The following is an 18521-nucleotide window of genomic DNA, read 5'->3' as shown; positions in this document are numbered from 1 at the left end:
TAAAGGTAAGAATCTAGTATTGAGTTTTTAGGGAAATGAGGGAAGATAGATATGTTTTATATAGGTGTGGACATTGGCACTACCAGTACAAAGGCCGTTTTATTTTCGGATAATTCAACTGTGATTAGTACCCATCATAGAGAGTACCCATTAAACAGTCCTACTCCTCTTATCGCTGAGCAGAATCCGGATGAGATTTTTCATGCTGTTCTGGAAGTCATTAAAGGAGTAATGGACGAAAGTAAGATAAGTCCTGACCAGCTATCATTAGTATCTTTTAGTTCGGCTATGCATAGCGTGATTGCCGTTGATCGAAATGGACTCCCATTAACGGAATGTATTACATGGGCTGACAGCCGTTCGAAAAAGTGGTCGGACTATATAAAAAATGAAGAGAATGGACTAGAGATTTATTATAGGACAGGAACACCGATTCATCCGATGTCCCCACTGAGCAAAATTACGTGGCTGACAAACGATTATCCTGAATTAAAGAATCGGACCTATAAATTCATTTCAATTAAGGAATATGTCTTTTATAAGCTATTTAAACAATTTTTAATAGACTATTCGCTTGCCTCTGCAACAGGCATGTTCCATCTTGAGAATTTGGAATGGGATATGGAAGCTCTTTCGATTGCCGGTATTACAACTGACCATTTATCTAAGCCTGTCCCAACTACTTATTATCTATCAGGTATGGATACTGGTTATGCCTCGGAAATGGGTGTATTGCCGGATACCCCTTTTGTGATTGGTGCCAGTGACGGCGTCTTATCCAACTTGGGCGTAAATGCAATGGATCCGGGCATCGTGGCAGTTACCATTGGAACCAGTGGAGCCATTCGTACGGTGACTGATAAACCAATTACGGATGAAAAGGGCAGAACTTTTTGCTATGCTTTGACAGATAAGCATTGGGTGGTTGGCGGACCAGTAAATAATGGAGGCATGACATTCAGATGGTTGAGGGACGAACTCGCTTCCGCTGAAGTGGAAACAGCTAAACGTCTTGGAATAGACCCATATGATGTACTTACTAAGATTGCATCGGAAGTGGCGCCAGGAGCAGACGGGTTATTGTTTCATCCATATTTAGCAGGAGAGAGAGCGCCTTTATGGAATCCTGATGCCAGGGGATCGTTCTTTGGCCTGGGGCTTCATCATAAAAAGGAACATATGATTAGAGCAGTTCTTGAGGGAGTCATTTATAATCTCTACACTGTATTATTGGCTTTAGAGGAATTAATAGGAGTACCGAAAAAAATCAGAGCAACTGGAGGATTTGCCCGTTCAGCTTTGTGGAGACAAATGCTGGCGGATATTTTTAATCAGGAAGTGGATGTACCTGAAAGCATTGAAAGTTCATGCTTAGGGGCAGTTGTACTCGGCAGGTATGCACTCGGTGAAATTGATGATTTATCCATTGTATCTGAATATGTAGGAACTACATATGTTCACAGCCCAATCCAATCAAATGTAGAAAGATATGAGGAGTTAATCCCTATCTACATCAGCATATATCGAAAACTGGAGGAAGAATACAAAAGCATCGCAGAATATCAGAATAAATGGATTGAGCAGAAATAATGCGCTAAAGTATAGCCGTGTCGATTTTTGTTGACAACATTCTAATTTTCCCTGTATCCTTTAAACAGGAATAAATTTAATATAAATCCTCATCAGACCAAGATGAGGTAGAGGTCGCGGATTTTATTAGTAAACCAAAAAGAGAGCCGGAAAGCTTGTTGACTATGGTTGAAAGGGAAATTTGCCGAAGCGTTCTTTTTTTTCCGAAAAGAGCAGCTGGGACTGTATCCGAACAGGTGCAGGACTGTCATGGGAATATAGACATACCGCTCTGGGTATGAATACCATGGAGAACTATCCGTTTATTGTCTGGTGTGGCTATACATAAATGTTGCACACCTTCATGATAAGGTGTGTTTTTTATTTTGTTTACTTACACGGAAAGAGACACGGAAATGGATAATTCAAAGAGAGAGTATTATGACAGCTTTGGAAGGGGAATTATCGTGGACAACAAGAAGGAACTAGGTTTATGGGTTTTAACGGCATTTGTAGTTGGCAATATGGTGGGATCCGGTATCTTTATGCTGCCGAGAACATTAGCAGAAGTAGCGAGTCCTGCCGGAGTAATCATGGCATGGGGATTAACAGGTTTAGGTGTACTGACGATTGCCTTAGTATTTGGTAATCTAGCTATACGGAAACCACATTTAACAGGTGGTCCGCAAATCTATGCAAAGGAATTGTTTAAGGAAGATTCATTAGCTTCAAGATTATCAGGCTTTATGTCAACATGGGGTTATTGGATTGGTAATTTTGCTGGTAATATTGCGATTATTACTACGTTTGCTGGCTATTTATCCACCTTTTTCCCAAGCCTGACAAGTACAGCTGAACTGTTTACAATAGGGAGTTTTACTCTGAAAGTTGGTAATGCTCTAACATTCCTGGTATGTACCCTCATGCTTTGGGGCGTTCACTTCTTTATCATGCAGGGCATGGAGAGTGCAGGTAAGCTAAACTTTGTTGCGACTGCTGCCAAAGTGGTGGGCTTTGGATTATTCATTATCATAGGGCTGTTCGCATTTGAGCAGTCTAATATTCTACCTTTTGCAGAAACTCGTGTGATAGATGGGGAAAGTAGAGGGTTGCTTAGTCAGGTAAATTTTGCGGCTGTTTCTACTTTATGGGCATTTGTCGGTGTAGAATCCGCAGTTGTATTCGCATCAAGGGCTAAGAAAAAAGCGGATGTAAAGAGAGCGACTATATTAGGTCTATTGATTGCGTTGGCCATTTACATGGGAATTAGTACGCTTGTTATGGGATTATTAACACAGGATGCGCTTCTTCAGTCTGAAAAACCTTTAATTGATGCTATCGAAACGGTATTGGGACCGATTGGCGGAAAAGCTTTAGCTGTGATTGGGCTAATCAGTTTATTTGGTTCAACGATCGGTTGGATATTATTAAGTGCTGAAATACCGTATCAGGCAGCCAAACAAGGATTATTTATACCAAAATTCATGCAGATTAATAAGCATAATATCCCTGTTTTTTCTATGGTAGTTTCTAATGGATTAGGTCAATTATTTATCTTTTCAACCATTTCAAATTCAATTGCCCATGCATTTGACTTCATTATTTATATAGCGACGCTTTCTTATTTAGTCCCTTATTTAATCTCTTCCTCATTCCAGTTAAAATTAGTTTGGACAGGTGAGACGTATAAATCAGGAGAAATGCGATCCCGAATTTTTGACGGCACTATAGCTATATTGGCAACAGCTTACTCCATTTGGGTGATTATCAAAGGAACCGCTGATTTAAAAACGTTTATATTCGGAGTTATCCTACTTGCAAGTGGAATCCTTTTCTATCGCTATCTTCCTAAAAATATGGAAGAAGTTAAACAACACGAAAAATATTATTTGAAAAAGGCTTTTTAAATATGATGCATGGTGAGGCAAATCCTTTATCTTTTCATTAAGAATAGGGTTTGCTTTTTTATTAGGGTCATCTAGTGGAATCCTGTAAAGCAGCAATACATGTTGAAAAGAAGGAATGGTAAATAAATCCAATTATCTACTGTAAGTGGGATCATCTAGTTCAATGTGGTATAGAAAAATTGACATACCCCAAAGGGTATATTACGATTAGCATAATCAATGAATGACTGGAGGTCATATAAAATGAAGATTTTGATTGTTGGCGGTGTGGCAGGCGGAGCGTCTGCAGCAGCGAGACTTCGTCGTCTTAGTGAGAAAGATGAAATCATCATGTTTGAAAAAGGTGAATATATATCATTTGCCAATTGTGGTCTTCCATATTATATAGGAGATGTGATTCAAAACCGTAATAAACTACTGGTTCAAACGGTTGAAGGAATGGGACAGCGTTATCATTTAGATATCCGTAATTGGACAGAAATCATCAAGATTAATCGTGAGAATAAGACTGTAATAGCCAGGAAAGTTTTAACAGGAGAAGAATATGAGGAATCCTACGACGTGCTAATTTTGTCTCCGGGTTCCAAACCGATATGGCCAGCTATTCCGGGTATTGAGGAGGCCAAATCTATTTATACGCTTCGAAATGTACCCGATACTGATCGTATTAAAGAAAAAGTGGATCAGGAAAAACCAGAGAAGGCGGTCGTTATTGGCGGTGGGTTTATTGGACTTGAAATGGCCGAAAATTTAAAGGAACGCGGCATAGATGTAACAATCATTGAGATGGGCAATCAGGTAATGACGCCCATTGACCTGGAAATGGCTCAAATCGTCCATACACATCTGAGAGATAATGGTGTCGAGTTAATCCTTGAAGATGGTGTTTCAGCTATTGAGAAGAACGGCAGTGTCATTCGCTTGAAAAGTGGCAAGGAAGTTGAGACTGATATGATTCTTTTGGCGATTGGTGTTCAACCGGAAAGTACCATAGCGAAAGATGCCGGTCTTGAGCTTGGAATACGTGAGGCGATTAAAGTCAATAAGCATCTGCAAACCTCAGATCCTTCGATTTATGCGGTTGGTGATGTAATTGAAGTAAAAGATTACATTAACGGTACGGATACCTATGTACCTCTCGCTTGGCCAGCCAATCGTCAAGGTCGTTTAGTAGCCGATCATATTCATGGAAAAGAGAGTGTTTATAACGGGACTTTAGGTACTTCGATTGCAAAAGTATTTGAGTTAACTGTCGCTTCGACCGGAAGCAATGAAAAGACTTTGAAGCGTTTAAATATCCCTTATGAAGTTGTCCATGTAGCGCCAAGCAGCCATGCAGGTTATTATCCAGGTGCTTCCCAATTACATTTAAAACTGATCTTTGATAAAGAAACAGGGAAGATTTACGGAGCACAGGCTGTTGGAAAAGACGGTGTAGATAAACGAATTGATGTCATTGCCACAGCTATAAAAGGTGGGTTAACAGCATTGGATCTTCCGGATATCGAGATAGCGTATGCTCCTCCGTATTCCTCCGCAAAAGATCCGGTTAATATGGCTGGTTATGCAGCAACAAACATTATAGAAGGAATGGTCAGCACCGTACAATGGCATGAAATTGATGAGATTGTAGAAAACGGAGGCTATTTAATTGATGTTCGTTCCCCACAGGAGGTTGCCAAAGGAGCGATTGCCGGATCGATTAATATTCCTGTAGATGAGCTGAGAGATCGTTTATCAGAGATTCCTGCTGATAAAGATTTGTATCTTACATGCCAAGTTGGCATGAGAGGCTATTTAGCTACCAGAATACTTGAAGGGAATGGCATAAAAGTTAAAAATCTTGATGGCGGGTACAATTTATACTCTAAAGCTTTTCCTGAGAAATAATAAAAAATAAGAGGTGAAGGCTCTCTTCTTGCTAGTGATTTCGCGGCATGAAGGGAGCTTTTTTATTTTGGAAGAGACTCATTAGGTTAAAAAGGGAGGGAGAGAGAGCCAACTTCAGAGATCGGCTGGATTAAGACCCGGATCGGCTGGATTAAGAGAGAGTACGGCTGGAATAAGGCTTAGATTGGCTGGATTATGACTGAGTACGGCTGGATTCAAGCTAAATGACCACTCTAATCTGTATCAATAAGGGAGAACTCAGCTGGTTCAAGGATGAAATCTGCTGTATGGATCTTGAAAATCGGTAAAATCTCCTTATAATTAAATATTTATATGGATATGGAAGCATAAAAAATAACCCAGCTGGACAACTTCAGCTGGGTGCTTTTCTTTCCTCATTAACCTGCTAATTCGACTTCCTTTGGTTCTTTTATTTTTGGCATGGCAAGGAAGACAATTAAGAGCAATGAAAATCCGGTAATGAGCGGTATAAAATAGGATGGAATGTGATCAAGTAAGATGCCGAATAATATCATCCCAAGCGGGGAGATGGCGGATGCAATAGTTTCGACTAATCCAAATATACGTCCAAGATAGTGGCTTGGGGTTGTGCGCTGGATTAATACTTGAATCGGAATATTAACAACCATAATGATGGAACCAATTAGTCCAAGGACGAGAATATAGTAGCTGACATTCGCCATTTCGGAAGTTATTTCGAGCATAGGCGGTATGCCTATCATAATAACCAATAAAGCCATTCCGATTAAACCTAGGCGGATTTTCTTTAATTTATCCTTTATTTCCGGACGTCGTGAGATGATTAGAGAGGTTAGGAGTGCTCCGACGGATACCATTGAAGCTGCAATTCCATATGATTGTGAGGAAAAATTCAGGGAAGTGTTAAGTATGTAGGGAATAGCTACATTTATACCTGCAAAGAAGAAGTTAATCCAAAGAGAGACTTTCAGCAGGGAGAATAAAAAAACATTTTCCTTCAAATAGGAGAATCCTTCTGTCATGCTTTTCAGAAATCGCTGTTTTTCTTGTTCTATCGTTTTCTCGGCATACAGGTTGAAAATAATAAATAACTCGATTACACCAGCGATGGTAAAGGTAATTCCATTTAGGAGAATAATTCCTTCAATAGGCATGAAACCGTATAGAATACCGGCAATGATTGGACCAAGAATGCCGGCAAGGGATGAAGCCGATTGATTTAAAGAACCTGCTTTTTGTATGGAATGGTCCCCAGCCATCGAGGGAATGGTTGAAGATGCAGTCACAGAGAAGAAGGTAGAAAAGATGGCTAACAGAACTTCAGAGCTATACAGTAATGCAAGCGGAAGCCCAAAAAAATGAGAATAGCCAAGCATGAAAAACATGAGTAATCCACTTGAAATCTCAGATGCAATGACGATGGTCTTTCGATTAAAGCGATCTGCAAGTGTTCCGGCAATCGGACCGAAAATAATCCGGGGTACAGACGCAAATACAAGAGCAAGGGCAAAGCTCGTACCTGAACCGGTAACTTTTAAAATATATAATCCAATGGCAAATGAATAGATACTTGAACCAAACAGCGAGATGAATTTTCCTAAGACAAACAATAAGATATTTCTTGCGCTTAATCGATCTTGCTCTGCTTCCGTATAACCTACACTCATAGACTTTTCTCCTTTGGTTTAAAAGTTTAATATTATTAAACTTATTATATAAATACATATTTTGGTAAGTCAATAGAAAGTTTAAAATAATTAAACTTTTATTTGTGAATATGAATATAGTACCGTATACTTTCCATAAGGAGGGAGAATTCATGCTGGGAAATAAAATAAGAACATTACGGAAAGCGATGGGGCTTACTCAATCTGAATTGGCTGGAGATCGATTGACAAAAGGAATGTTAAGTCAAATTGAAAACGACAAAGCCACTCCTTCAATGAGCGTACTTACCTATATTGCTCAAAAACTTGGTTGTGAGCCCGGAGACCTTCTAAATGAAAAAGAGGATTATTTACCCTTACTGAATGAAATTAAGGATAATCTAAATAAAAAAAACTACTCAGCTATATACAATAAATTATCAAAAGTCGTTTCCGATAATATGCCCCGGGGTGTAATGGAAGCGAAATTATACAGCTTGTATGCAGAGGCAGGTCTCCAAATGGATAAACCCAATATGCAAAAATATATGGAAATGGCTGTTGTCTATTTTCAGAAGAACTCCTTATTCTTAGACAGTGCTGAAACCTTATGGTTCTATCATCAATATTGTATGTGGCATGGGAAATGGAATGAATCATTGTCCATTTTGAATGAAATCAGAAAGCAATATACTGGTAATGGCTTGGAAGAAAATATTGTTTTCCAGTTAAAGCTTTTATTGGATGAGGGGATCGACCTAATGGCATTGGAGGAATATGAAAAAGCCTATTTGAAGATGCAGGAAGCTATAAAATTATCAAATGATACGAATGTATATTATCGTATGGACGATATATACAGGATTGCTGCCAATTATCCGCTTATGATGGAGGATGATAGGGAGTTTCTTAGACTAATACAAAAGTCTGAGCAATATGCGGTATTTTCTGAGAATAGGATAGCTCTGATGATGTTTCCAGTTTTATATGCGGTTTATCATAATGAAATAACAAAGGACTATGCAGCAGCGTTAAACTATATAGAAGAATACGCAGGTATGCCAGAAAAGGTAGAAGAACTCTATTATTTGGAGAAAGGAAAGGCTTTATTTGGCTTGGGTAAAATAGATCAAGCTATGGAAAGTCTGAGTAAATGCAAGCTATCAAATGCTTTGGTCCATCCAATTGATGTAGCAATGGTGCATTCCGCCGGGGTATATATCGCTTTATGCTTGAATCAACAGGGTTATAAGGATGAAGCCTTGAAACAAATTAATAGAACAGGTGATTTATTAAGGAGAATGCCGAAATCTGTCTATTATAAATTAGCCGTTGAGGTTAGAAGTAAATTGTTACAAGAAAAAGGGAACTGAATAATGAATTCCATCATTTGATGAACCTTTCTAAAAATCAGTTCCTTTTGTTTTGATTCTATCCAGTTGTTCTTACAGGAATAATTCATCTGTGATTATTTTACAGAAAATAGTACTCTAAAGATTCTCAGATAGAAATAACTTTCCATAATCCTCCTAAGAGCAATCCAAGTTTTGTTCTGCTGTTGTTGAATGAGCCCCTATCTACTGATTTAAACATATCCATTCTTTATTGCGAAAGCGATTGCTTTTGTATTTCTCCCTCTTCCATCATCCTTCTAAGTTTCTTCTCTCCATCTATGATCTATCAAATTTCCACTCATAAAAAATCCTATAAAACAGACTTTTAAGTTATTTGAAAAAATAGTTGTACCTTTTTGCTGGAATTCAGAATTGTTATTCAAGTAAAATAATTATATAAATAAAATCCATGTTATTATTCATCAACTGTACTAGGTTGAATACATGATGATTGATAAAAGGGTGGTCTTATGAGGAAGGGTTTACGCATTGTTTTATTACTTATCGTGTTATGGATTATTCATAATCCGAGTATTTTGGCAGACTCTACTCTTCAACAGCAGATTGACCAAACACCCGCTGGGGGAACCTTAATTGTTAAAAGTGGTTCTTATGAAGAGCAAATTAAAATTAACAAGCCGATCACGATTAAAGGAACAGAGAATACCATTTTGACGTATACGGGTGAGCAATCCTTTATAACAATTGCAGGTGAAAAGGTCCAGATAAAAAATATTGAAATTAAAGCAAACAGCTTACCGCTAGATGAAGCTGCCATTGTACTATCTGGAAACCACCATGAACTAAACGGTTTAACGATAAAGTCTGTTGGAACTGGTATTAAGCTGGATGAAGCAAATTATGTATTGGTTAAAGAAAGTTCATTTACTGGGACATCTGAAGGTCATGCTATAAATTTATGGGAGTCGAGTCATAACACGTTCAGTAATAATTCAATTGAAAATGTTCAGGATGGGTTTTACGTAGAATACAGTCATCATAATACATTTGAACAAAATGATATTCGCGCTGCCCATTATGGCGTGCATTTGATGTATTCGAATTCCTGTTTGCTTGAAGGAAATGAGTCCGTCAATAATTATACCGGAGCAATGATCATGGGGGCAGAAGAGGCGATTGTCCGTAAGAATACATTCGCTGAAAATAATGAAAATGTGAACTCTCAAGGATTATTACTTTATGATTCAAGAAATGTAGTGGTTGAAGAAAATGAGATTCAAAATAATCGAATCGGTATATTTATAGAAAACTCAAGTTCCAATTCCGTAAAAGAAAACAATCTGCAATCCAATTTTGTAGGCGTGCAGTTTAAAGATTCAGAGGATAATCTAATCTATCACAATGATTTTCTCGGAAATGTGAATGATGCTCAAGCCATCAATAGTGAAAGGAATCAAGTGGATGCAAACTACTGGGATGCATCTTCTAGGATAGATACTGATGGTGATGGAAGAAGTGAACTAATCTACCCGGCAGATCCTTATTTTTTGGCTTTAACAGAGGAAGTTCCCGATTATCAACTTTTTTTTCAAGCTCCGGGAATGACGATTCTGCAAAAAATGCTGAAAAGCACAGATGAAGGGTTATTAACGGATTCAGCTCCTTTAATGGAGCCCATCCAATCAAATAAACAAAAGAATCAAGCTGATCTAATCGTGTGGCTTGTCAGCGGATTGTTATTCATTTGCAGTTTATATTTGTTTATCAAAGGGAGGAAAAAAGGATGAAAAGACCATTATGGAAAACAGCGTTAGTTGGTATAGGGGCGCTCATGCTTTTGTCTGCATGCAGTAAAGATGAAGCTAAACCTGTAGAAATTGATCCAAAGAATGATACATGTGCGAATTGCAATATGTCTGTTGCGGATAATCAACATGCAACAGAAATTATCCTGACTAATGGAAAAACGATGGTGTTTGACGACATTGGCTGTATGTTTAATTGGACAGATGAAAATGAAGATAAGGAAATCGAAAAGACCTTTGTACGTGACTATCATTCCAAAGAATGGATAGATGTGAAAGATTCTTATTTCGTATATGGCGATGATATCAAAACACCAATGTCTTATCATGTTATTTCTTTTGAAGATCAATCTAGTGCTGAAGAGTTTGCAAAAGAATCAGGAGCAGATTTATTATCCTATGATGATTTGCAAAAACATGAATGGAAACAGCATAAAGAGATGAATCATGAAAAAACAGAGAGTCATGGACAAAGTGAAATGTAAAGTAAAACGGGCAACCAACATGGTTGCCTTTTATGTAGATATCAATATAGGAGGGAAGGAAAATGTGGAACATATGGAGCTCTGAATGGAGAATGACCGCACGCGGCCGTTCCTATTATTCGATTGCTATTCTCTGGATTATTGTCATTTCTTTATTGCTGGCTTTAGAACGCACAAATGGAGCGATCTCAGGGTATACAAATATTACCGGTACAGTAGTTAATATTATGTTATATATATTGCCACTGTTTATGTTGATTTTTGGTTCATTTTCAATAGCCAACGAAATGGAAAATGGTCAGTGGAGATTATTATGTACATATCCATTAGACAGCGTATCTTATTTTTTCGGGAAACTTGGAGGCCAATTTACTGCACAGGCAGTTTGCTTTTCACTTGCGTACTGGCTTAGTATGATCATTGGTTTACTGACGGGGATTGATATTTCATTAACATGGATGCTTGTTTTATATTTATTTAGCATGCTGTTAATCTTATTTTTTTTGACACTTGGTCTATTCATAGGATCTCTTGTAAGCACGAGATGGCAGGCACTTACTTTATCTGTTGCACTGTGGTTTTTTCTGATCATGATCTGGCCGACTGCCTTAATGGCTATTTTAGGAGCTTTACCTTATGAGATGATTGGTCCCATCATGAAAATAGCGATGATCGTTAATCCGGCAGAGTTTCTGCGCTTTTTCCTGGTAATCAGGCTGGACGGAGGATCAATCTTTGGTCAATCCTATGATGGACTGGTTCCGTTATTTAATGAAGGGATTGTATGGGGAGTGCTCTTTCTATATGCCTTTGTGTATATCGCTGCGCTCGGTTTTATTTCTATTTGGTTCTTGAAAAGGAGAAGAGCACAATGACAAAGTTGGATGTGACTGATATTTCAAAACATTATAAAACGAAAACAGCGCTGCACCCATTTTCATTATCTGTACAGGAAGGGCAATGCATTGCCTTATGCGGCGGGAATGGAGCAGGTAAAAGTACGATTCTGAATATTTTGGCGAGTATTTCTTCGCCATCATCTGGTTCAGTTATTCTAGATGAGGTTCATATGGTAGAGCAAAATAAGGAGTATGTATCACAGATTGGTTATATGCCAGATGAATTTTATGCGCAGGGAGAAATGAATGTTGAAGAGTTTCTGTCTTTTTATGCTAAAATTCGAGAGGTATCTGATGCCAGAGTTAGAGATGTAATTGAGAATTTGGGATTAAGTGACAAGCGGAAAGAACTTGTAAAAAATTTATCAAAAGGAATGCGGCAAAGACTGTTATTAGGACAATCTATTTTAAATGAACCCCAACTGTTAATTATGGACGAACCGACCAATGGGCTCGATCCATATTGGATTAATGAATTTATTGCTAGCATTAAAAAGCTAAAAGCATCAGGTACCATTACGATATTTTCTACCCATATGATGGACGTTGCTGCAGAGATTGCTGACCAGGTTTTATTTATAGAAAAAGGACAGCTTGCTAAAACACTAGAAAATGATTTTTCAAATATAGATGAATTTACAAAGAAATTATTGACGTTATATAGACAAAGGGTTTGAAATTAGGAAAAGGAAAAAAAATGAACAGTACTCTTGGTGAATATAATTGGATATTTTTCTTATATTTTACCAGTGGTCTTCCTATTAAATAAGAGTGCAAAAATAATGATCTTAACTGCTCACAAGTAAGACAAAATTAAAAGGCATCAGACCGTTTTAATACAGGTCTGATGCCTTTTAATCCTTTATAAAAGATTAAAATAGGATTTATTTCACGCTAAATTTTCTTCGTTTCAACTACTTCAGTTTCTGGAACTTCAAGCATATTTAAGACAAAGATGAAAATAGGAATCCCAAGAATTAGTCCCCAAATCCCTAAGAAATGTTCTCCAAATACCAGGACCAAGAATGTGAAGAAGGTAGGTAAATGAGTTTTGGCAGACATAAATTTCGGGTTTAAAACATAGCTTTCCAAACCATGGATAATCGCTATTAAGATAACTACATATAATACATGCATGCCTCCGCCTATATTATAGGCAATTGTACATAAGGGAATCAAAGAAATAATGACCCCGGCTACAGGTATAAGGCCCAATAAAAATATCATAATGGCAAGACCCAATAGCTGTGGGAAACCTAAGAAATAGAGAATTATAGTCGATAAACCGGCATTTACAAATGCAATTAAAAATTGAACTTCGATGACTTTACCAAATGAGTTCACAAAGACAGTACCCAGATACTCTAATTCAGTGAAAAGCAAGCCCAGTTTGCTTCTTTTAAATGAACGGCTAAATCGTTTAATTTTATCTTTTTCCAAGAGAAAAAATAGGCTCAACAGCAGGGCCAAAAATAGCTGCAGACTTATTTTACCGATATTTGCTATGTAACTGTATACAGCAACCGCATTTGCTTCGATCTCAGAAGGTGATATAAATTGTTGCATGGCGCTGATCACGATATCAATTGCTGTATTATCCGGCGGATGCTTATAAAAATCAGTTATCACTTTTACAAGTTCGGTTATTTGCAGGGTAATGATAGGTATATATTTATAAACAATCATAACCAAGGCGGAAATTATAATTGTATATAGCAGGGTAATGATAATTTGAGGTTTAATCCGTATTGGACTAAATTTGGAAATAGTAGAGGAAATGATTCTTTCAAGTCCGCCCATTAAAAAAATAAAAATAAAGGTGAACAAAACTAAGTTCATCATTCCTCTTAGGGCATAAAAGATACCTATTAAAAATAAGATAGTAAGAAAACGAATGAATCCTCTGCTTTTGATAAATTGGTTGAGTGAAAACATAAACCTGTTGTTTCTCCTTTCGGCATCATGCTTGATATCTTAATTATATCTGTTAGATATAAAGTTTATAAGAGGGTTTGGTAAAAAACTAAAAATAAATTAGACAATATAGGAAATTTACCTAGGAATATACACATAAACTAACGAGTGGTACGTTTCATTCTTATGCGAAATGGATAAATAAGTAGAAATGAATCATGGGAGATGTGAAACGTATGACTTTGTCAGAAAAATCAAAGAAAAAAGTCGCAATCGTTACTGGTGGAGGTTCTGGAATAGGAGCAGCCGCAGCTAAGAAATTTGCTGAAAATGACATTCGTGTATGTATTATGGATATAAATGTTGAAAATGCAGAAAAAGTTAAAGAAGAGATTGTGAATGCCGGAGGAGAAGCCTGTATTTATCAGGTTGATATCCGTGATGAAGCACAGATTCGTGAAGGTATTTCTGCGGTTATGAATAAGTGGGAAAGGCTTGATATCCTGTTCAGTAACGCTGGTATAAACGGCACATGGTCTTCTATTGAAGAATTTGAGGTTGCGGAGTGGGATGAAGTAATTGAAACAAATCTCAGAAGCACATTCCTATTTGTGAAATATTGCATTCCACATATGAAAACAGATGGAGGAAGTATTGTTATTACAAGCTCCATTAATGGTAACAGAAGGTACTCGGGCTTTGGAATGGCAGCCTACAGTACATCAAAAGCAGGCCAAATTGGATTTATGAAAATGGCAGCACTTGAGTTGGCAAGATATAAAATCCGTGTTAACGCAATCTGTCCGGGTGCTATAGAAACGAATATCGATAACAGCACGACTAAATCTGAAAGTTTAAAGGAAATCGAAATACCAATCGAGTATCCAGAAGGAATGCAGCCATTGGCAGATGGACCAGGATCTGCGGAACAGGTAGCTAATTTGGTATATTTCCTCGCATCTGATGAATCAAGCCACATATCCGGTACTGAAATATATGTAGATGGTACAGAATCGTTATTGTAAATAATTCTGTATCCAGAAGCATCCTCTATATTATGCAGGTAAGTAACACGAGATAGGGGTCTGCTAAATAGTAGATCGATTTTTGGTTACATACGAAACTTATTGGAACGGTGAAGATAGTTTGAAAGAGTTAGTATGGAATTAATTTATAATAATGAAGGCAGCCAAAACCTTGGCTGCCTTTTAATTAAGCAAAAATACTTCTCTTTTAAAGATGAATAAAGAGGGATTTAAACTCCGTAATGAATCATATATTTCTTTTCTTCCGCTGCTTTCATAATTTTTGAAGCCAGTCTACTTAGTTCTTTGGAACACTTGAAATCACGAGATGATACAACAACATCATAAAATAAGGCTAAAGATTCAGGTGGAATAATTGTTATTCCATAATAAGCTAATCCCCATTCAGCGCGATTGAATGAATGATAGTATGTTTTCATAGTTGATAGATCTCTACTTAACGAATTGATTATATCGTCATCTACAGAAATGCAATTGTAGGTGTGGGGGGTGTAATCATTGTATTTCTTTTGGTCATCAAAATAATCAAGAATTCCAAATTGGTGTACGCAAGCCATAATTGTGTTCCTTTCACTGATACAAATAGCATAATTGGAAACTGATGCGATTTTTACTATTTGCTGAGGATATCTTTATTATGATATAAGGTTTAAATCATTGTTTGAAATAGATTTAGGTATGGACTTGTAAGATAAAGACTTTGTTTTTCTTATTACGTCAACTCAAACTTACTTCAAACATCTTCCTCCTCATACTATTCAATAAAAATACTCTCTTCAAGATAAATTATCCATATTTATGAAAGAAAAAATAGAAATAGGTATATTGTTTTGATTTCTTAGCGAGAATAGTGCCAGAAGCATTATCCATAGTTACACCAATATATTCTGTATAATTTTCCTCATACTGTATAATCGAATGAAATTCATATTAGATGGAAGGAGATAGATATGGATCCAGTAAAACCCTTTGAGCCGATTTCTGCTGAAGTGATCCCAAAAGGTGAGGAATGGATATACCAAGTTAAGTGGGATGGCGTCCGTATGCTGGTCTATAAAATGGATAATAAGGTAGAATTGATCAATCGAAATTTAAATAATCGAACAAAGCAGTATCCGGAATTGACTGATCTGGATACCTTTTGTTCCGCATCTTCAGTAATTCTTGATGGGGAAATTATTGCTTTGCATAACGGGAAACCCTCGTTTCATGAAGTTATGAAGCGGGATAGAATGAATCGTTCCCCTTATATTATGGATGCAATAAAGGAAAGACCTATTATATACATGATATTCGATATTTTATATTTGGATGGTAAATGGGTCATCGAAGAGGAGCTTGAAGAACGTCAAAGGTTGTTATCGTCTATTATCATGCCTACAGAATATGTACAAGTTGTTGAAAATTTTCGGGATGGAGATACCTTGTATAAAGCTATCATGGAACAAAATCTGGAGGGAATTATTGCTAAAGATTTGCATAAACCATATAGTTTGAATGGAAAAGATGGACGGTGGCAAAAGATTAAGTTTTATAAAGACCTCATCGCTGTTGTAGGTGGTTATTTGTTAAAGGGGAGCGAATTGCAATCTTTGGCATTAGGGTTATATGACTCTTCAGGAAAACTTCACTATATCGGCCGTGCAGGGAAAGGATACTATACACAAGAGGGATGGAAGGTAATTCAACAATTTATGGAGAAAGCCTCCCAGTCCCAAAATCCTTTTAGTACAAAATTGGACCAAGCCAAGAAGTATCAATGGGTACAGCCTATTTATACGGTCAAAGTCACCTATCTGGAATGGACCGAATCAATGACATTAAGGCAGCCTTTATTGGAATCATTTGTTGAACATGATCCAGAAAAATGCTTAATGGAGCTTGACCTATGAGGTATAAAGGACTTTGTTTTTTAACTGAATATGATAGCGTCAAAAAAGTTTGTACGGTGGCTGTCCTCTATATGGATAAAATTATTGAATTGGGGAAAGTAAAAGAAGGATTTACGGATGAAGAGCGACAAGCGATCCTAACCATTTTGCAACAAACAGGTACCGAACATCAAAAAGGAATCTATAAAGTACCGCCTGGGATTTGTATACAAATCAAATACAAAGCCATTACCAAATTTAAATTAGTATCACCTGTCTATGTAAATTTAGCCGTGAACGAGAAGTGGACAACTTGTACATGGACTAAATTGGCGTTGTCCCAATTTGAGAAGGTAACCATTACGAATCCAGGGAAATTGATTTGGACAGAACAATCAGTAACAAAAGAGGTATATATAGACTATCTTCTTTCCATATCTGACTTCATGCTCCCCTTTTTAAAGGATAGATTCTTAACGGTTAAAAGGTATCCAGAAGGTGTGGGTTCAGAAGGATTTTATCAAAAATCAACTCCGGATTATGCACCGAGGTTTGTGGAAACAGCTATAAATCATGATATTAACTATACCGTGTGTAATAATATCGAAACTCTTTTGTGGCTCGGGAACCAGGCGGCAATTGAATTTCATATTCCATTCAATGAACTGGAGAAACAAAATCCTGCAGAAATTGTTTTTGATCTTGATCCGCCTCAATTAGGTGATTTACAGCTAGCCGTAAAAGCAGCACTGGAAATGAAGAAAATTCTCGATCAATTTCAATTAACTGCTTATGTGAAATTGTCAGGACGAAAAGGAATCCAAATCCATATTCCATTGATCGAAGGGACAATCAGCTATCCTGAAACACGATTATTCACTGAATTCATCGCCAACTTTCTGGTTAATCAATTTCCTGATGATTTTACAACGGAACGATTGAAAAAAAATAGAGGAAACCGGCTTTATATCGACTATATCCAGCATGATAAAGACAAGACGATCATCTGTCCGTATTCACCGAGAGAGACACAAAACCCCTGTATTGCAGCGCCATTGTTTTGGGAAGAAATAAAGACAGGGTTGAAAACAGAACAATATTCTATGAATATCGTTAAGAAGCGGGTTTCTGAAGGGATAAATCCATTTGACAGTTACTTTGCCATGGATCAATCGAATCAAATGAAAAAAATTATAAACTTTATAAAAGAAAAGCAAAATTAAAGATCTAATCTGACAAAGATCAGTATAAGACTAATGATTTATGATTTTGGTTAAGATATTCTAAAAGGAAGGTGTATTTATGCATACAATTTGGAAGGGAACCATTAGTTTTGGACTCGTTAGTATCCCGATAAAGCTCCATGCTGCTACCGAAAATAAAGATATACCATTGCGAACGTTACATAATAAATGTCATGCACCTATAAAATATTCAAAAGTATGCTCGGTTTGCGGGGAAGAGGTGGAGCAAGAGGATATAGTCAAAGCTTATGAGTACGTAAAAGGGAAATATGTTGTTCTGGATGAAGAAGAGCTGGAAAAGCTGAAGAAAGAGCAAGAGGATAAGGCAGTTGAAATCATAGATTTTGTTAAAATAGAAGAAATTGATCCTATTTACTTTGAAAAGAGCTATTATATGTCACCAAACGAGGGTGGCACTAAGGCGTATTCCTTGCTGAGAAAAGCGTTGGAAACCTCAGGCAAGGTTGGTCTTGCGAAAATTACAATCCGCGCGAAGGAATCACTTGCTGTAGTACGGATCTTAGGAAATACTTTATTGATGGAAACCATTCACTTTCCAGATGAAGTAAGAAAGGCTGCGGATGTACCCAATATTCCAGCTGTTGAAGAAATTGTCCAGAAGGAATTGGACACAGCGATTTTATTGATTGATCAGTTAACAACTACGTTTGATCCTTCAAAATATCATGACGAGTATAGAACAGCTTTACTGGAATTAATAGAAAAGAAAAAACAGTCACAAACAGTCACTCCTGCTGCAGGCAAAAAAGCGACATCCAATGTAGTAGATTTGATGGCCGCGCTGCAGGCTTCCATTGACCAAACCAAATCTGCAGCAAAACCAGCGAAAAAAAGAGCACCGCGAAGAAAGAAAGAAACTTCATAATATC

The 18521-nt window shown here is 37.1% G+C and carries 15 protein-coding genes and 1 riboswitch; of the genes, 12 read left to right on the top strand and 3 right to left on the bottom strand.

The features are described from left to right. Positions 1-51: 51 nt before the first annotated feature. The 3 genes from gntK to cdr all read left to right on the top strand — a co-directional run bounded on the left by gntK (position 52) and on the right by cdr (position 5366). A complete protein-coding gene (gntK, locus tag AC4G3K_RS08120) occupies positions 52-1590 on the top strand; it encodes a gluconokinase (RefSeq protein ID WP_491132987.1) in 1539 nt (512 codons plus the stop codon). A 100-nt stretch (positions 1591-1690) separates the two neighbouring features. Then, a riboswitch (Lysine riboswitch) is annotated at positions 1691-1895 on the top strand. A gap of 90 nt (positions 1896-1985) precedes the next feature. Beyond that, positions 1986-3476, top strand: coding sequence for an amino acid permease (locus AC4G3K_RS08115; protein ID WP_491076682.1), 1491 nt, complete (start codon positions 1986-1988; stop codon positions 3474-3476). Positions 3477-3719: 243 nt separating this feature from the next. Continuing rightward, positions 3720-5366, top strand: coding sequence for a CoA-disulfide reductase (gene cdr / locus AC4G3K_RS08110; protein ID WP_491132986.1), 1647 nt, complete (start codon positions 3720-3722; stop codon positions 5364-5366). A 398-nt stretch (positions 5367-5764) separates the two neighbouring features. Here the strand turns inward: cdr and AC4G3K_RS08105 are convergent, their stop codons facing one another. Beyond that, a complete protein-coding gene (locus AC4G3K_RS08105; RefSeq protein ID WP_491132985.1) occupies positions 5765-7033 on the bottom strand; it encodes an MFS transporter in 1269 nt (422 codons plus the stop codon). Between the two features lie 152 nt (positions 7034-7185). Here AC4G3K_RS08105 and AC4G3K_RS08100 point away from each other — a divergent pair, with 152 nt between their 5' ends. The 5 genes from AC4G3K_RS08100 to AC4G3K_RS08080 all read left to right on the top strand — a co-directional run bounded on the left by AC4G3K_RS08100 (position 7186) and on the right by AC4G3K_RS08080 (position 12233). After that, on the top strand, positions 7186-8385 hold the full coding sequence (locus tag AC4G3K_RS08100; protein WP_491132984.1) for a helix-turn-helix domain-containing protein: 1200 nt from the start codon (positions 7186-7188) through the stop codon (positions 8383-8385). A 491-nt stretch (positions 8386-8876) separates the two neighbouring features. Further along, positions 8877-10154 carry a right-handed parallel beta-helix repeat-containing protein gene (locus AC4G3K_RS08095; protein ID WP_491132983.1) on the top strand — a complete coding sequence of 426 codons (1278 nt, stop codon included), beginning with the start codon at positions 8877-8879 and terminating at the stop codon, positions 10152-10154. Further along, positions 10151-10657 (top strand): nitrous oxide reductase accessory protein NosL, encoded by a 507-nt coding sequence (locus tag AC4G3K_RS08090; protein WP_491132982.1) that lies wholly within the window; start codon positions 10151-10153, stop codon positions 10655-10657. The genes AC4G3K_RS08095 and AC4G3K_RS08090 overlap by 4 nt, the downstream gene beginning before the upstream one ends. A 62-nt stretch (positions 10658-10719) precedes the next feature. Further along, positions 10720-11532, top strand: a complete 813-nt coding sequence (locus tag AC4G3K_RS08085) for an ABC transporter permease (protein WP_491132981.1) — start codon at positions 10720-10722, stop codon at positions 11530-11532. Then, positions 11529-12233 carry an ABC transporter ATP-binding protein gene (locus AC4G3K_RS08080; RefSeq protein WP_491132980.1) on the top strand — a complete coding sequence of 235 codons (705 nt, stop codon included), beginning with the start codon at positions 11529-11531 and terminating at the stop codon, positions 12231-12233. The genes AC4G3K_RS08085 and AC4G3K_RS08080 overlap by 4 nt, the downstream gene beginning before the upstream one ends. Before the next feature lie 217 nt (positions 12234-12450). On the opposite strand, the gene AC4G3K_RS08075 is transcribed toward AC4G3K_RS08080, so the two are convergent. Further along, positions 12451-13491, bottom strand: a complete 1041-nt coding sequence (locus tag AC4G3K_RS08075; RefSeq protein ID WP_491132979.1) for an AI-2E family transporter — start codon at positions 13489-13491, stop codon at positions 12451-12453. 215 nt (positions 13492-13706) lie between these two features. On the opposite strand from AC4G3K_RS08075, the gene AC4G3K_RS08070 reads away from it, so the two are divergent. Continuing rightward, entirely contained in the window at positions 13707-14495 is a 789-nt protein-coding gene (locus AC4G3K_RS08070; protein ID WP_491132978.1) for an SDR family oxidoreductase, read from the top strand. 230 nt (positions 14496-14725) lie between these two features. Here the strand turns inward: AC4G3K_RS08070 and AC4G3K_RS08065 are convergent, their stop codons facing one another. Continuing rightward, the gene (locus tag AC4G3K_RS08065) at positions 14726-15073 is read right to left on the bottom strand and encodes a short-chain dehydrogenase (RefSeq protein WP_491076692.1); all 348 of its coding nucleotides are present in this window, start codon (positions 15071-15073) and stop codon (positions 14726-14728) included. 393 nt (positions 15074-15466) lie between these two features. On the opposite strand from AC4G3K_RS08065, the gene ligD (AC4G3K_RS08060) reads away from it, so the two are divergent. The 3 genes from ligD (AC4G3K_RS08060) to ku all read left to right on the top strand — a co-directional run bounded on the left by ligD (AC4G3K_RS08060) (position 15467) and on the right by ku (position 18517). Beyond that, on the top strand, positions 15467-16408 hold the full coding sequence (ligD, locus tag AC4G3K_RS08060; RefSeq protein WP_491132977.1) for a non-homologous end-joining DNA ligase: 942 nt from the start codon (positions 15467-15469) through the stop codon (positions 16406-16408). Beyond that, positions 16405-17610 carry a non-homologous end-joining DNA ligase gene (gene ligD / locus AC4G3K_RS08055; RefSeq protein ID WP_491132976.1) on the top strand — a complete coding sequence of 402 codons (1206 nt, stop codon included), beginning with the start codon at positions 16405-16407 and terminating at the stop codon, positions 17608-17610. The genes ligD (AC4G3K_RS08060) and ligD (AC4G3K_RS08055) overlap by 4 nt, the downstream gene beginning before the upstream one ends. A 79-nt stretch (positions 17611-17689) precedes the next feature. Next, a complete protein-coding gene (gene ku / locus AC4G3K_RS08050) occupies positions 17690-18517 on the top strand; it encodes a non-homologous end joining protein Ku (protein WP_491076695.1) in 828 nt (275 codons plus the stop codon). Positions 18518-18521 lie beyond the last annotated feature (4 nt).

The organism is Bacillus sp. z26, assembly GCF_058313635.1.
The sequence above is the reverse complement of the archived record's forward strand: the minus strand, read 5'-3'. Positions and strand labels throughout refer to the sequence as shown.